We start from the raw sequence: 14,948 nt of genomic DNA, 5'->3' as shown, positions 1-14,948 counted from the left end.
CGTTACTTGCTGGTGCAAAGATACAACGAATTATGCCGCAACGCAACCAGCGCCGCCGGGCGAGCCTTAGCGGTGAATATCCAGCCAGCCTTTGTACTGGCGCCCTTCGGTATCGCGCAGTAGGAAATAGTACACGCCGCCGGGCAGCTTGCCTCCGTCCCAGTCGTTGCGGTAATCGGCGGAGCTGTACACTTCCTGGCCCCAGCGCGAAAATACCTTCAGGGCAGCGGGCAGGCAGGTGTAGTGCTGGATGAAGACCTGATTCAGGTTGTCGCCATTGTTGGGCGTAATGATGTTGGGCACCAGCGGGTCGGCCACCTCGATCTGGAGGTAGCGGGTCTGCACCTGGCAGGTGCTGTTGTAGGCAGCCGTCATGGCTACAGTATAGGTGCCCGCGCGTTCGTAGATGTGCTCCACGCTGGCCGTAGTGCCGTGGGGGGTTCCGTCGCCAAAGTCCCAGTCGTACTGACTGGCGTACTGCGCCGGAGACACGAAGCGGATGGAAAATGGCGCCAAGCCGGTTTTACCGGGGTACGATACACACTCCAGCACGGGCAGCGGCTGCACGTTGGTATTCAGCGGTGCCATCACCACCTGCCGCACATCGGAATCCGGGCAGCCATTGGGGGCCTGGTACGTGTAGGTGAGCCGAAGACGCTGGGCCGAGTCGGCGGCAACCGGGGGCGTAAACCAGCCCTCCGGCGTGACGCCCGTACCGCTCCACGTGCCGCCGGCCGGAGTAGCGCCCTGGAGTTGATAAGGGGTGTTCTGGAAGCTGCACAGAGCCGTATCACGACCTGCCTCAACCACTGGCGGGGGCAGTACCACAATCTGACGGCTGGCTTGGCCGCATTGGTCGGCGGGCAGCGTGTAGGTGATGGTGTGGGTGCCGGGGCCGGCGGCAGCGGGGTCGAACTGGCTGCCACGCACGCCGGGGCCGCTCCAGGTGCCACCCGCGGGCGTGGCCGTCAGGGGCACGAGGTCTTCGTTGGTACAGCGTTGGGCGGGCAGGGAGAAATCAACCGGTACCACGGGCCGGACGGTCATGCGCAGGTTGCTGTTGGTAAAGCAGGTGCCGGTAGACTGGGCCGTGTAGCGGAGCGCCTGCTCGCCCACCAGAGCAGCACTGGGCGTGAAAATGTAGCTGCCATCGGCCTGTTGGCTTATACCGGGGCCGGCCCACACGCCGCCCGATGGGGAGCCGCCCAGCCGAATGGGGCCAGCATCGGCGCACACGGCCTGGGGGCGGCCAGCGTTGGCAATTCGCAGTTCAAAGTCAATTTTAAAGGCGGCGTTGTTGCAGTTCGAACTGTTGTTGACGCGGGAATAGGTGTTGGCCCCTGGCGGTACCGGAAAGCGCGAGGAGCCCCGGCAGCCGCCGCATACGGCATGGTACACCACGCCGCGCTTATCAAACCGACTAGTGCCCCCGTCCACGTGTTCCCCGCTGCCGCCCTGCTCCCCAAAGAAGGTGGCGTACTCAATGGCCCTGGCCCCGGCCCCGAACTGCACGACGTAGAAGTCGGAGCCGTCGGTGCTCGGCTGCACGGCGTTGCTGCTGGTGGGCAGGTCGGTGGTGGAGCCGCCGGTGTAGCCGTTGTTGATGTTGCCACCCCAGCCGCAGGCATAAATCCGCTCACAGTCATCGACCAGAAAGGCCGTCAAAGATAGGTCGGTACCACCCCGGCCGCTGCCAAACACGGTAGAATAGGTGAGCGAATTAAGTTGAGGGCTAAGCTTCTGAATAAACTGTCCGCCGCGTCGTTTCCGGTTATCGTAAAGGCCCGCCGTAATGGGAAAGTTACCGAAGCTCTGACCCAGCACATACACGTTGTCGGCCGCGTCGAGCTGCAGGAAATACACTTGGTCGTATTGGTCGGTGCCCCGGTAGGTAGCCTGAAGCAGGGAACTACCATCGGCCGAAATGTGGGCCACGAAGCCGTCGGTATTTCCGGCTGAGCCTGCCTGTAGGGCGCCGGTGGTGCCGGGGAAGTTGCTGCCCGTAGTGCCGCCTGCCACGTACACCGAGCCATCGGACGCGAGCTTGATGGAGTACGCCGCATCGGCGCCGTTGCCGCCCAGGTAGCTGGCCCAGTACAGCTGATCGAGCTTGGGGGAAAGTTTCAGCACCAAGCCATCCAGCGTGCCGCCTCCGTAGGCACGTTTCAGGCCATTCTTTACCGGGAAGTTGTTGCTGCTGGTGCAGGAGGCCACGTACACATTGCCTTCGGCGTCGGTGATGATGTCGCCGCGGAACGTGTCGCCGTAGTTACGGGCCAGGAAGTTACCGGCGCTGTTGCCGGTATCCACGTTCAGGCCGTCCCAGCCGGAGCCGCCCAGCAGGGTGGAGGCCAGCAGGGTACTGCCATTGGCCGAGAGCTTGGCCACGAACAGGTCGGCGCCGTTCAGGTAGCTGTAGCTGTTGAACACCTGATAGGCCTGACCGGGCTGCAGCGTGCGGCTTACGGCGCCGGTTGTAGTTGGAAACTGCCGGGACGATGTGGAGCCGAAAATCAGCAGTTCGCCCTGGGCATTCACTACCAGGCTGTGCGGGGTTTCGGTATTCTCGCCGCCCAGATAGGTGGCGTACAGGCGCGCGGCCGGTCCATTAGCCTGCGTATCGTATTTGATGATGCCCACGTCGATGACGCCGCTGAAGGAAGTGCTGAAAGCGCCGGCCGACACGGGGTAGCCGGGCGCGAAAACCACGCCGGCTGAGTACAGATGGCCTTCCTCATCGTAGGTAGCGGTATTACCCCAGTTGTCGGCGGTGGAGCCGGTGTAGGAAGAGAAAACTACAGTAGGGTCGATGGTCAGCGCCAGGTCTTTGCGGTAACCCTGTGGAAACAGGAAGGACACCGTCTGCCCGCGCAGCTCAAAAGAGCACGGCACCGTCACGGCTTTTCCGTTCACGTACTGCCAGGCCCGGGGTGCCAGCTCCGTCACGGTGCCTACCGAGGTGCCCACCATCAGGTTGCCTTCTTCCAGGCGCAGCGTGTTGGCGCCCTGGTAGCGCAGCCGGATAGCGGCGGGCCGCCCGCCTGGTGCCACTACGAAGTCATATTCCAGGTGGCCGGCGGCGTTTTCGTAGAGCTGCACGTCCGTTTTGGCGTACACGCCCTGGTACTGCACCTGTCGGAAGCCGCGTACGCCAGTGGCCCACTGGCGTGGGTCGGGCCCCCGAAAGTAGCTGCGCTGCTCGGTCGTGGCCTCAGTTCCGGTCAGGGTAGGAGCAGCATTACCGCCTTCAAACGTAACGGTGTAGGCGTGGCCGCGCAATTCGGCTTTCGGAGCATGGGGGGCGCCGGCCTGGTCATGGCCGTGGCTTCCTAAGTCTTCGGGCGAGAACAGAGAATACGTGAAACCCGTGGGCCGTAGAAACAGCCGGCCGGCTGGCAGGCTGGCGGCGTAGCGCACGGGCGCTGGCCACTGGCCCCGATTTTCAATGAATTCCAGGGTCTTTTCCGGCCCCGGCAGGGCTGCCTGCACGGAGGAAGAGCCCAAGGAAACGCATGCCAACGCCAGCAGCCAACAATAAAAACGGTTCATTTCTGCGTAAGAGTAAAGTCTAACAGATTCGAAAGATACCGCTTCGGCCTGATTGGTGGCATGGTGCGCCGGAAACCCTTGGATATCGTATTTTGCGGCCTCATTCGTGTCTGATTTCGTGCGTCGTTCTTTTGCCTTCAAGTGCACTGTGCTGACGGTAGCCTGGGTGCTGCTGGCCATCGGCGCCCTGCAGATTCCGCCTTACCAGGTGTGGCCGGCCGCCTTCGTGGGCATGAGCCTGCCGGTGGCGCTGTTCCTCAATGCGGGCTGGCTGCTGTACTGGCTGTTGCGGCGCTGGCCGGTGGCACTGCTGCCGCTGGCCGTGCTGGTGCTTACCTGGCCGCACCTGCAGCGGGGACTGGCTTTGCACCCGCTGGGCCCTGATGTCAATGCCGACTATGAGCCCGTGCGGGTGCTGAGCTCCAACGTGCGCATCTTTAATGTATATAGGCAGCTGCGCGGCAAGAACTTCGCTTCTTCGAAGGCCATGATAAAATGGGTGGCCGAAAACCCGGCCGACATCATCTGCCTGCAGGAATTCTACAACGAGCCTCAGCCCACGCAGGAAAATGGCCAGGTGTTTCAGAGTGTGCGCCGCATCGGGCAGGAGCAGGGGAGGCAGCCGTTTGTGTCTGTCTCGCTGGAAAACCGCATTGGGGCGCAGTTTGGATTGGCTATTTTCTCGCGCTACCCCATTGTGCGCCGGGGCACTATCCCGTTCGGCCGGCTCACCCAGAACCACGCCATGTTTGCCGACGTGCGCCTGCCCCAGGGCGACACCATTCGCGTCTACAACGCCCACCTGCAGAGCATGAGCATGGCCGAGCAGGATATTGTGGACAGCTACTCCAGCAAGGCCGGTCTAAAAGCCAAAGGACTGGGCTTGCTGCGCCGCTTCAAGCGCGGCTTGGTGGCCCGGGCCCGGCAGGTAGACACCCTGCGCCGCCATATGGACGAGTGCCGTTACCCCGTGCTGTTCTGCGCCGACCTCAACGATTTACCCTACAGCTATACGTACGACCAGCTGGCCGACCGCCTGCAGAACGCCCACGCTACGGTGGGCAACGGTGTGGGCGCCACTTACAATGGCCGCCTGCCCTTCGTGCGCATCGACAACCAGTTTGCCGGCCCGCAGTGGCAGATTCAGGATTTCCGGGTGCACTACGAAATTCCGTACTCCGACCATTTTCCCACCTCTGCTACCTACCGCTTGGCAAAGAAGCAGATTCAGTAGCGGGATTTGTACCAACCAACAAGGAATATATACCCCGTATTGAACTTTATAAACTCCCAAGCTGAGGTTTTGTACTGCTGGGGCGGAGTTTTAGACTTAGTTGGAGTGAAATTGAAGCTTGATCAGCCATTTGTAGGGGAAAGTTGTTAAAGCCAACCACCCAACCGGCGAAGTCAGCGCCGATGATAAAATCGGTGCCTTCCTCTTAATCTGCAAAATCTGCGGTTACTTTTGCTCCCATGCAGCACCCACTTTCGCTCTACAACACGCTTACCCGCCGCAAAGATGCTTTCCAGCCGCTACACGCGCCTTTCGTGGGCGTATACCTGTGCGGCCCTACCGTGTACAGCGAGGCGCACCTGGGCAACGCCCGGGGGCCGGTGGTGTTTGATGTGCTGACGCGCTACCTGCGCTACCTGGGCTACACCGTGCGCTACGTGCGCAACATCACCGACGTGGGCCACCTGGCGGGCGACGCCGACGAGGGCGAGGATAAGATCAGCCGGATGGCGCGGGCACGGCAACTGGAGCCCATGCAGGTGGCTGAGCAGTTTGCCAACCTCTACCACCGCCACATGGAGGTGCTGGGCTGCCTGCCGCCCGACATAGAGCCCCGCGCCAGCGGCCACATCACCGAGCAGATTCAGCTGATTCAGGAAATCATCGGTAACGGCTTCGGCTATGAAGTCAACGGCTCGGTGTACTTTGATGTACCAGCCTACAACGCCGCCGGACGCGGCTACGGCAAGCTTTCCAACCGCGTGGTGGAGGAGCTGCTGGCCGGCTCCCGCGACAACCTTGCCGGGCAGGAAGAAAAGCGCAGTCCCCTGGATTTTGCCCTCTGGAAAAACGCCGATGCCCGCCACCTCATGCGCTGGCCCTCTCCCTGGGGCGAAGGATTTCCCGGCTGGCACCTGGAGTGCTCGGCCATGAGCCGCAAGTACTTGGGCGCTGAATTTGACATCCACGGCGGCGGGCTGGATCTGATGTTTCCGCACCACGAGTGCGAAATAGCCCAAAGCCAGGCCAGCCACTCCCACTCCGACGAGGCCCGGGTGTGGATGCATAACAACATGATTACGGTGAACGGCCAGAAGATGAGCAAGTCGCTCGGCAACTTCATCACCATCACCGACCTGTTTCAGGGCGGCAGCACCATCCTCGCGCAGCCCTACTCGCCCATGACGGCGCGCTTCTTCCTGCTGCAGGCCCACTACCGCAGCACCGTGGACGTGACCGACGAGGCCCTGCAGGCGGCCCGCAAGGGCTACCGCAAGCTCATGAACGGCCTGCGTATGCTGGACAAGCTAACTTTGCCCGAAGGCACCGAGCGCGCCGCCGATACCACAGCTGCCGACGCCGAGCTAAGCAAGCTGGTGCAGGACTGCTTCACGGGCCTCAACGATGACCTCAACACGGCCCGCTGCGTGGCCTCGCTCTTCAACCTGTTGCGCAAGCTCAACGGCTTTGCTGCCAACCCGGCCACGCTGGCTCAGGTAGGTGAGGCGGCCCTCACGGAGGCTTCCACAGTGTACCGGGCGCTGGTACTGGACGTGCTGGGCCTGCAGGACGAGCCTCGCGCCAGCGTGGAAGACCTGCTGGGCCTTACGCTGCGCTTCTACCAGGAAGCCAAAGCCGCCAAGGACTACGGCAAGGTCGACGACATCCGGGCCGCCCTCAAGGAGCAGGGTATTGTGGTGAAGGACACCAAAGCCGGCGTCGACTGGGCCTACAGCGAAGACTAACTTTCACCTCCCTCGTTATGCTACGGCTTTGCCTCTGCACGACGGCCTTTTTACCGCTATGAACTTTCGCCTTTTCCGTCTGGCCCCCGCGTTGCTGGCCGCTGGTCTGCTGATTGCCGGATGCCGGGACCAGCAGAAAACTCCTGAAGCCACTACCGAGCCGACGGAGAAGCCCCTGCCCAAATCCCCCGCCTTCAGCGCCGACTCGGCCTACGCTTACGTGGCCCGGCAGGTGGCTTTTGGGCCGCGCGTGCCCAACTCCAAAGCCCACGTAAAAACCGGCGACTGGCTGGTGCGGGAGTTTAAAAAGTACGGCCTCACGGTGCGGGAGCAGCCCTTCGAGGCTATGGCCTTTGATGGCAAGATGCTGAAGTCGCGCAACATTGTGGCTCAGTTCAATCCGCAGGCTGCCCGCCGCGTAGCCATCTTCGCGCACTGGGACACGCGCCCCTTCGCCGACAAAGACAAAGAGCACAAAAATGCCCCGCTCGATGGCGCGTCCGACGGGGCCAGCGGTGTGGGTGTGGCCCTGGAGGTGGCCCGCGTGCTGGCCGCCCAGCCCGACAGCCTGCAGCCCAATGTAGGTGTAGACTTCATCCTGTTTGACGCCGAGGACTATGGGCACGACGACACCAGCCAGAGTGAGCTGACCAACCAGCTCGAAGCCCTGGGCAAGGACAGCTGGTGCCTGGGGTCTCAGTACTGGGCCAAAAACCTGCTGCCGGCCGGCTATAAGGCGCAGTATGGCATTCTGCTCGATATGGTAGGCGCCAAAAATGCCAAGTTCAGCCGGGAGCAGATTTCCCGCCAGAATGCCTTCAGCACCGTAGCTAAGGTGTGGGACACGGCGGCCCGTATTGGCTACTCCGACGTGTTTATCTTCAGGGACATGGGCGGCATAACCGACGACCACGTGTACACCAACCAGGCCGGCGTACCTACCATCGACATTATTGACACGCTGCCCTTCGGCGACGAAACCTTCCCGGCCTACCACCATACCACCCAGGACAACATGAGCGTCATTGATAGGCGCACCCTCAAAGCAGTGGGCCAGACGCTGCTGCAGGTGCTATATGGAGAATAGTAACCTTGTTTACACCACAAAATGAAGCCCCGGCTGCGTAAGTTGCTGGGGCTTTTACCTTCTACCCAATTTCATGTATTTCAAAAAAGGTCGCTGGGCTGGTGTTGGCTTACTGCTGAGCCTAATAGCATTGTTGCCCGCCGCAGCACAACAGGCCGTTACCGGCGGCATTCTGCAAAAGGTGGATGTCAAGCCCTATGCTGGGCTGCCCTACCGGGTATCGGCTCGTATCAAAGTAGATACGGCCCAGTCTGGTGGAGCCGATGCCTGGCTAACCTGCTCCGTAGTGCGCACCAGAAAGCGTCAGGGCTCCCCTGCGCACTTACCTCGAAAGGCTGTCAGCAATAACTGGGAAACCTATACCATCAATGGCCAACTGGACAAGTAGGCTGACACACTAACGGTCTTCGCAGGTTATTACCTAAACGGACAGTTTGCTTTCGACGACTTCAAGGTAGAGGTAGAGCAGCCGAAGGGTAGCTGGGAGCCGGTTGCTTTGACCAACGGCAGCTTCGATGATGCTACGCCCCTTTCACCGGAAGGCTTGCCGAAGGGCTGGCGGCAGTTTTCCAAGTCCGCTGGCTTTCAGCGGCAGTTGGTAGCAGAGCCTACTGGCAACCAGTACTTGGCCGTGGCAGGGCAGGGAATTGTCGCTTACGGCAGCAACCGTAAGGCGGGCCACTATGCTACCGCCAATGGGGTGCGGCTCTACTATGAAACCTATGGCCAGGGCGAGCCGCTTTTGCTGCTGCACGGGAACGGGGAGTCCATCATTAGCTTTATGCAGCAGATTGGCACACTGGCCAAGGAATACCGGGTTATTGCCGTTGATACCCGTGACCAAGGCAAGTCGGGTAGCACACGCGGTACGCTTACCTACGATTTGTTTGCTGATGATATGCATGCCCTGCTGGCTACATTGCGCATCCCGGCAGCGCACATCCTGGGCTGGAGCGACGGGGGCAATACGGGTTTGAGCATGGCCCTGCGTTACCCACGCCAAGTGAAAAGCCTCGTCACGATGGGCGCCAACCTCTATGCCGATACCACCGCCGTCGACGCAGCCATGCTGAAGCAGGTAAGCCAGGACCACCGCAAGCTGATGCTGCTGGCTCCATTTAACCAGGCTTTCCGCCGGGGTGCCCGCCTAACCGCTATGCTACTGAATTATCCAAACACGAAGCCCGTGCAGCTGCAAGCCATTACTGCTCCGGTACTGGTGCTGGCCGGCGAAAAGGACATCATTAGAGAAGCTCATACCCGCCTCATTGCCCGTAGTATTCCGAAGGGGGAAGTGGTCATTTTGCCCGGGCTTACGCACTATGCTCCCCAGGAAAACGGACCGCTGTTCAACGAAACCGTGCTAGCTTTCCTGCGGCGGCAGCGCCCGGTCAACTAACGGCTATACGTATTCCAGCACGGCCCCTGCCGCCGCTACAGTAAGGCGTGCCTCGCGCCCAACTACCAGCGCCATATTGCGGGCTTCGTGGCCTACCGGGAAGCCGTGGGCTACTGGGAAACCGTACCTGGCGGCGTACTGCCCAATGATTTCGTTGGGCGTCTGGCCGTAAGGCGTGGCGTTGTCCTGAGGATTGGTGAAATGCCCCACAAGCAGGCCAGCCAGTTCGCGCAGTTTGCCGGTACGGTCCAGGTGCACCATCATCCGGTCGATGGCGTAGAGGTATTCGTCGATGTCTTCCAGGAAGAGAATACGCCCGGCGGTGGATACGTCGGAGGCGGTGCCGGTGAGCGTTTGCAGCATGCTCAGGTTGCCGCCCACCAGTTCACCGGTAGCAGTGCCCAATTGGTTTTGTTGGTGAGCGGGCACCTCGTAGCGCACCGCCTCCCCAAAAAGGGTCCGGCGCAGGCTATCCACCGACTCCGCCCCGCCTTCTTGGTGGAAGAAAATTGGCATTACCCCATGAATGCTCTGGTAGCCCAGCCGTAGCAGGTGGCTGTGGAGAGTAGTAACATCAGAAAAGCCCGCTACCCACTTGGGGTCTTGCCCAAAGCGCGAAAAGTCAATCTGATCGATAATACGGGGAGTACCATAGCCCCCGCGCGCCACCAGAATGGCCCGGATGGCGGGGTTGTCGAGCTGCTGCTGCAGGTCGCGGCGACGCACTTCATCGTCGCCCCCAAACTGGTGGTGCGCCACGTTGGTCGATTCGCCCAGTACCACGCGCAGCCCCCAGCTTTCCAGGGTCGCCACGGCAGCAGCCAGCTCCTCGTGCGAGGCCTTACGGGCAGTACAAACAATGGCAACCTGGTCGCCGGAACGAAGCGGAGCGGGGCTGATGGTAGGCATAGCGCAAAGCTACGCGGAATGAGGAAGCGGGATAATAAAGGGCTAACTCTTCGCTACTATTATCCTGCCGGGTTAGGGCTCAGTACTTCCAAGATGAGCAGCCACTTGGCGTCGGTAAGGCGCCAGACGTGCAGGTAGAAGCCGCGCTTGGGCGTGCTTTCTTGGTAGCCGAGGGTGTAGCCCAGGTCGCCGGCCGCTGATATACCCGAGCGCAGGAGCGAGAATTGAGCCGGGCGGGGCGAGGTTTCTATTAGTGCCCGCGCCCCGTTGCCGATATAAGGCAGCTGCCCTTCGCGCAATAGCCGTAGATCTTCCGTAGCGCCCAGCACTGGCTTGTAGGCCTGGCGCAAACTCAGGCGGGCGCGCTGGGCAAAAGCAGCTTCGGTGGCGAGCAGGGTCTGGCGCAGGCGGGCCGTATCGGTGGAAGTCTGCAGCTTGGCGGGGTAGTTCGTGGGCCAGACGGCCTTAGTTGGCTTGACGTAGGCCGCATGTGACACGCCGCCATCATATATGGCTTCCCAGTCGCCAGCCGAATTCTTCTGCCAGAGAGTGACAAAATCACCAAAAGCCACCGGTTTATCGTCGGTTGAAACGGGGTGGAACTCCCAGGGGCCAGTAGTAAACCCCAGGTCGCCGGAGGCCGCAATACCGGCGTGTATCGGTCGCCACAGCAGGCGTCCGGGCTTCTCGGGTTGGTTGGCGTATAAGGTAGCCCCAGTCTGGAACTGGCCTTCACTGAACATCCACGCCCGGCTGAGAAATTTCCCAAACGCATCCTGCACGCTGTGCTGGCTGCCATAAGCGGCAAACGTCACCTCGGCGGCCACCATCTGCTGGAAGTCGGTTTTTACGGTCTTGTCGGGCTTGGGCGTGGCGGTCAGCCAGCCGGTTAGCAGACCCAACAGCGGAATAAGCAGAGGCAGGAACATGGGCGGGCAGCGGGCTGGGAGGTAGAGCCGCTAAAGATACACGTCTGCCCCGCCAAATTGCCTTATAGCATGTGCCTAAGTATCTTACTACACGAATGCCCGGGTAAAGAAGCGCTCCAGAAAGTGCGTGATTTGGGCGGTTTCAATCAGAAAGCCGTCGTGGCCGAAGCCGGACTCCATTTCGGCGTACATAGCGCCGGGAATGTGCCGGGCCAAAAGCCGCTGCTCGGCGGGCGGAAACAGCACGTCGGAGCTGATGCTGACAACCAGCGTGCGGGCCTGAATGCCGGCCAGCATCGGGGCCAGTTCGCCCCCGCGCCCGCGGCCCAGGTGGTGCGTGTCCATCGTGCGCGACAAGGCTACGTACGTGTACGCGTTGAAGCGGGCCACCAGCTTGTCGCCCTGGTACTGCTGGTAGGCGCTGGCCCGGAAATCGGTTAGCTGGTCGTCGGTGGGCTCGGCCTGGGTTTGGTGGTAGGCGCCGTAGCTGCGGTAGCTGAGCAGGGCCGTAGCCCGGGCCGCCCGCATACCAGCCGCGCCGCCGTCTGGCGTGGCCGCGTGGTAAGAGGCATCGGCAAAGATGGCCAGGCGCTGCGCTTCATTGAAGGCAATGCCCCAGGGTGAGTGCCGGGCGTTGGTAGCCAGCACCACCAGGTTTTCGAACAGCGTGGGCTTCTGTACAGCCCATTCCAGCGCCTGCTGCCCACCCATCGAGCCCCCGATCAGCGTATGAATCCGCTCGATGCCCAGGTACTGGCGTAACTGCTCGTGGGCCGCTACCAGGTCGCGGATGGTGAGGAGCGGAAACGCCTGAAACCACGGGGTTTCCGTGTCAGGGTGGGGGCTGAGCGGGCCGGTAGAGCCATAGCAGGAACCCAGGATATTGGCACACACAATAAAGTGCTCTTCGGGATTGAAGTAGCAGCCCGTGCCAAACAGGCCGGGCCACCAGGCCAGCACATCGGAGTTGGCCGTGAGGGCGTGGCATACCCACACCACGTTGTCGCGGGCCGGATTGAGGGTGCCGTAGGTGTGGTAGGCTAGCTGTGCGTGGGGCAGCACGGCCCCGCTTTCCAGCGGAAGGGCGGCCGGCAAGCGGTATAAGTGCGGTTCGGAGCTCATAGATGCGTCAAAAACAAAAAGCCCCGGGAAGGGGCTGAATCAGCAGGCATCAAAGTGGTAAAAGGCCATCCACCAAACTCGGTGCCGTGCAGTTGATCCAGCCCCAAGCCAGGGCAAGATGAGCCGGGCGGCACGGCGCCTTCCGGTCATCTGCCTGCGGCGTACACTGGAAGTTGACGCCCGGCCGCTCTCTCAGGACGGCCGGGCTCTCAACCCCTCTCCGGTTATCAGACTTCCAGTGGAGCGGCGTGTTCGATTTCGGGCTCAGGCAGCAGGTCGCCGTCCTGGGTTTCGATGGGGGCGGCGTTCTGCACGGCGTCGAATGCCTGCTGCAGATCGGCACGGATGTCCTCAAAATGCTCGATGCCCACCGAAATGCGCAGCAGTGTGGGCGTAACGCCGGCGGCGTGCTGCTCCTCTTCGGAAAGCTGCTGGTGCGTGGTGGCCGAGGGCTGGATGATGAGCGTTTTGGCGTCGCCCACGTTGGCCAGGTGGCTTACCAGCTTCAGGTTGTCGATGAACTGCGTGGCCGTATCCTTGGAGCCTTTGATGGCGAAGGTGAGCACGCCGCCAAAGCCGCGGGTGAGGTATTTCTGAGCTAGCGCGTGGTAGGGGCTGCTCTTAAGGCCGGGGTAGTTCACAGCTTCCACCTGTGGGTGCTGCTCCAACCACTCGGCCAGCTTGAGGGCGTTTTCTACGGTGCGCTCCACGCGCAAACTCAGGGTTTCGAGGCCGATGAGTAGCTGCCAGGAGTTGAATGGGCTCTGCGAAGGCCCGAAGTCACGCAGACCTTCCACCCGGGCCCGAATGATGAAGGCAATGTTGCCGAACGGCCCGTTTTTGCCAAATACGTCGTTGAACACCAGCCCGTGGTATCCTTCCGAGGGCTCGGTAAACTGCGGGTACTTGCCATTGCCGAAATCGTACTTGCCGCCGTCCACAATTACCCCGCCAATGGAGGTGCCATGGCCGCCAATCCACTTCGTAGCCGACTCCACCACAATATGGGCGCCGTGCTCCAGCGGCCGGAACAGGTAGCCACCCGCCCCGAAGGTGTTGTCCACGATGAGCGGCAGGTCGTGCTTTTCGGCAATGGCTGCAATGGCCTCGAAATCGGGTACGTTGAAGCCGGGGTTGCCGATGGTTTCGAGGTAGAGGGCCTTGGTGTTTTCGTCAATTAAGGCCTCAAAGCTTTCAGCCTTGTCGCCGTCGGCGAAGCGCACCTCAATACCCAGGCGCTTGAAAGCCACTTTGAATTGGTTGTAAGTGCCGCCGTACAAAAACGAGGTCGAAACGAAGTTGTCGCCAGCCTGCAGAATGTTGTTGAGGGCAATGAACTGAGCCGCCTGCCCCGAAGAAACGGCCAAGGCTGCTACCCCACCTTCCAAGGCCGCCACGCGTTGCTCAAACACATCGGTGGTGGGGTTCATCAAGCGAGTATAGATGTTGCCGAACTCCTTGAGGGCAAACAGGTTGGCGCCGTGCTCTGCGTTCTTGAACACGTAGCTGGTAGTCTGGTACAGCGGAACGGCGCGGGCGCCAGTGGTGGGGTCGGGCTGCTGGCCGGCATGGAGTTGAAGGGTTTCGAAGCGCAGGTTCTGAGTAGACATAATAGGGCTGTTTGGAAGACAGTTGGAAGAGAAACCGGAAAGGCGAATGGAAAGAATAACCGGCTACGAAGAAGCGTAGCCGAGCCCGTATCGGGCCCGATAAACCGCCGAAAAGAAGCGGGTCAGGCTGTTTCGATACCGCCTAGTGCGTTGAAAAGCGGCAACACCGGGCGAAGCTGGGCAGGCGGGGAAGGGGAGGCTGGAGCCGGAATGGCTAGCAACAGCAACAACACGCGCCGCAACAGGGGCGCATTCGCATTCGCTCCGCAACCGGGCTGAGAGCAGCCACGCGGAAACCCCACGGCTGAACGGCGGGCAAAGATGCGGCCGGAGCAGTAGGGTTGGTAGAGGCGGAAGCGAAGGAGTTTTCCATGGTACTCGAAGGTTATATTCCCCGCCGCCGGAAGGCTGGTCGGGCAGGAATTGGCACCTTTCGCGCGGTCGAAGGTTGCCAGCGGGTCACGGAGCCTGTTCTCTCGCCGCTTCTGTATAAATCCTATGAAAACTACCCCGCCGCGAGCGGGGGAGTACCGGGTTGGTGTTGCAAAGGTATAGCCATGATTTTGATATATGCAATAGCCATTGAAAATATTTTACAGAGTTTTTCTCCCCCTGTTAGTAGGTCATATCAACAGGTGTGAATATTGATTAACGATCTGTATATAAGTAAAATGAGGTGAAAGATATAGACGAAGTAACCAGCGGTTTTTATGAAGTAAGCTGTCGGCCAAGAATATTTTTTTAGCTTCTTGCACCCCTAAAGCATCATAGGCCGGAAACCAGAAAGCTGATTCGACAACAAAAAAGCCACCCTTGGAAGAGTGGCTTTTTTAGGATATTATCGGGAAACAGGGCTGCCTACAGCTTGGGCAGCGTCAGTACTTGGCCTACTTCAATATGGTCGGGGTTCGAGCCAATGGTGGCTTTGTTGGCGTCGTAGATCTGGTGCCACTTGGCGGCGTCACCATAGTGATGCTTGGCAATCTTGGAAAGGGAGTCGCCGCTTACTACAGTGTAGGAGTCACCAGCGTTGGGTGTAGCCTGGTTGGTATTACCGAAGAAGTCGGTATTGGCTGCAGGAGCAGGGGTGGCAGCGGGGGCAACAGGCTTTTTTTCGCCTTTGTCGGAAAGAAAATCAAAAAGTCCCATGGCAGTACGAATCGTTAAAAGGTGTAGGGAGAAGTAGCCGACTATCAGGCAGATGCCCGTAGGGTTGAGCTTTCATACGCCGACCTGCTCAATAGGTTTTTGTCGGCAGCTTGCGGGAACATCTTTTACCGGCCCGCCGTAAGAGGCGCATAGTTGGTGGCTCGACTATATAGCGCTGGCCGCCTGCATTTCCTGAACTCTCTCCGTTCACCAAC

General features: G+C 60.5%; 11 protein-coding genes and 1 riboswitch. Of the genes, 5 read left to right on the top strand and 6 right to left on the bottom strand.

What is annotated here, in order from left to right; all coding sequences use genetic code 11:
• Positions 1-66: 66 nt before the first annotated feature.
• Positions 67-3,504, bottom strand: a complete 3,438-nt coding sequence (locus I5L79_RS05565) for a DUF7948 domain-containing protein (protein ID WP_231402797.1) — start codon at positions 3,502-3,504, stop codon at positions 67-69.
• Between the two features lie 163 nt (positions 3,505-3,667).
• On the opposite strand from I5L79_RS05565, the gene I5L79_RS05560 reads away from it, so the two are divergent.
• The 5 genes from I5L79_RS05560 (at position 3,668) to I5L79_RS05540 (ending at position 9,014) form a co-directional block, all read left to right on the top strand.
• Positions 3,668-4,783: an endonuclease/exonuclease/phosphatase family protein gene (locus I5L79_RS05560; protein ID WP_196954012.1), complete on the top strand. Its 1,116-nt coding sequence runs from the start codon at positions 3,668-3,670 to the stop codon at positions 4,781-4,783.
• Between the two features lie 239 nt (positions 4,784-5,022).
• Positions 5,023-6,528 carry a cysteine--tRNA ligase gene (cysS, locus tag I5L79_RS05555; protein ID WP_196954011.1) on the top strand — a complete coding sequence of 502 codons (1,506 nt, stop codon included), beginning with the start codon at positions 5,023-5,025 and terminating at the stop codon, positions 6,526-6,528.
• A gap of 58 nt (positions 6,529-6,586) precedes the next feature.
• Positions 6,587-7,615 (top strand): M28 family peptidase, encoded by a 1,029-nt coding sequence (locus I5L79_RS05550; protein ID WP_196954010.1) that lies wholly within the window; start codon positions 6,587-6,589, stop codon positions 7,613-7,615.
• A 73-nt stretch (positions 7,616-7,688) separates the two neighbouring features.
• Positions 7,689-8,003, top strand: a complete 315-nt coding sequence (locus I5L79_RS05545) for a hypothetical protein (protein WP_196954009.1) — start codon at positions 7,689-7,691, stop codon at positions 8,001-8,003.
• A 108-nt stretch (positions 8,004-8,111) separates the two neighbouring features.
• Entirely contained in the window at positions 8,112-9,014 is a 903-nt protein-coding gene (locus tag I5L79_RS05540) for an alpha/beta fold hydrolase (RefSeq protein ID WP_196954008.1), read from the top strand.
• 3 nt (positions 9,015-9,017) lie between these two features.
• On the opposite strand, the gene I5L79_RS05535 is transcribed toward I5L79_RS05540, so the two are convergent.
• The 5 genes from I5L79_RS05535 to I5L79_RS05515 all read right to left on the bottom strand — a co-directional run bounded on the left by I5L79_RS05535 (position 9,018) and on the right by I5L79_RS05515 (position 14,733).
• Positions 9,018-9,923 carry a S66 peptidase family protein gene (locus I5L79_RS05535; protein ID WP_196954007.1) on the bottom strand — a complete coding sequence of 302 codons (906 nt, stop codon included), beginning with the start codon at positions 9,921-9,923 and terminating at the stop codon, positions 9,018-9,020.
• 59 nt (positions 9,924-9,982) lie between these two features.
• Positions 9,983-10,852: a hypothetical protein gene (locus tag I5L79_RS05530; protein ID WP_196954006.1), complete on the bottom strand. Its 870-nt coding sequence runs from the start codon at positions 10,850-10,852 to the stop codon at positions 9,983-9,985.
• An 87-nt stretch (positions 10,853-10,939) separates the two neighbouring features.
• Positions 10,940-11,974, bottom strand: coding sequence for a homoserine O-acetyltransferase family protein (locus I5L79_RS05525; RefSeq protein WP_196954005.1), 1,035 nt, complete (start codon positions 11,972-11,974; stop codon positions 10,940-10,942).
• Positions 11,975-12,201: 227 nt separating this feature from the next.
• The gene (locus I5L79_RS05520; protein WP_196954004.1) at positions 12,202-13,584 is read right to left on the bottom strand and encodes an O-acetylhomoserine aminocarboxypropyltransferase/cysteine synthase family protein; all 1,383 of its coding nucleotides are present in this window, start codon (positions 13,582-13,584) and stop codon (positions 12,202-12,204) included.
• A gap of 382 nt (positions 13,585-13,966) precedes the next feature.
• Positions 13,967-14,080: riboswitch (SAM riboswitch) on the bottom strand.
• 362 nt (positions 14,081-14,442) lie between these two features.
• The gene (locus I5L79_RS05515; protein WP_196954003.1) at positions 14,443-14,733 is read right to left on the bottom strand and encodes a LysM peptidoglycan-binding domain-containing protein; all 291 of its coding nucleotides are present in this window, start codon (positions 14,731-14,733) and stop codon (positions 14,443-14,445) included.
• Between the last annotated feature and the right edge of the window lie 215 nt (positions 14,734-14,948).

The sequence above is a fragment of the Hymenobacter guriensis genome (assembly GCF_015773195.1).
Lineage (GTDB): Bacteria > Bacteroidota > Bacteroidia > Cytophagales > Hymenobacteraceae > Hymenobacter > Hymenobacter guriensis.
The sequence above is the reverse complement of the archived record's forward strand: the minus strand, read 5'-3'. Positions and strand labels throughout refer to the sequence as shown.

Excerpts from the sequence above, each read along its gene's own strand:
- cysS (WP_196954011.1), top strand. The coding sequence starts at position 5,023 with ATGCAGCACCCACTTTCGCTCTACAACACGCTTACCCGCCGCAAAGAT.
- I5L79_RS05550 (WP_196954010.1), top strand. The coding sequence starts at position 6,587 with ATGAACTTTCGCCTTTTCCGTCTGGCCCCCGCGTTGCTGGCCGCTGGT.
- I5L79_RS05545 (WP_196954009.1), top strand. The coding sequence starts at position 7,689 with ATGTATTTCAAAAAAGGTCGCTGGGCTGGTGTTGGCTTACTGCTGAGC.
- I5L79_RS05535 (WP_196954007.1), bottom strand. The coding sequence starts at position 9,923 with ATGCCTACCATCAGCCCCGCTCCGCTTCGTTCCGGCGACCAGGTTGCC.
- I5L79_RS05530 (WP_196954006.1), bottom strand. The coding sequence starts at position 10,852 with ATGTTCCTGCCTCTGCTTATTCCGCTGTTGGGTCTGCTAACCGGCTGG.
- I5L79_RS05525 (WP_196954005.1), bottom strand. The coding sequence starts at position 11,974 with ATGAGCTCCGAACCGCACTTATACCGCTTGCCGGCCGCCCTTCCGCTG.
- I5L79_RS05520 (WP_196954004.1), bottom strand. The coding sequence starts at position 13,584 with ATGTCTACTCAGAACCTGCGCTTCGAAACCCTTCAACTCCATGCCGGC.
- I5L79_RS05515 (WP_196954003.1), bottom strand. The coding sequence starts at position 14,733 with ATGGGACTTTTTGATTTTCTTTCCGACAAAGGCGAAAAAAAGCCTGTT.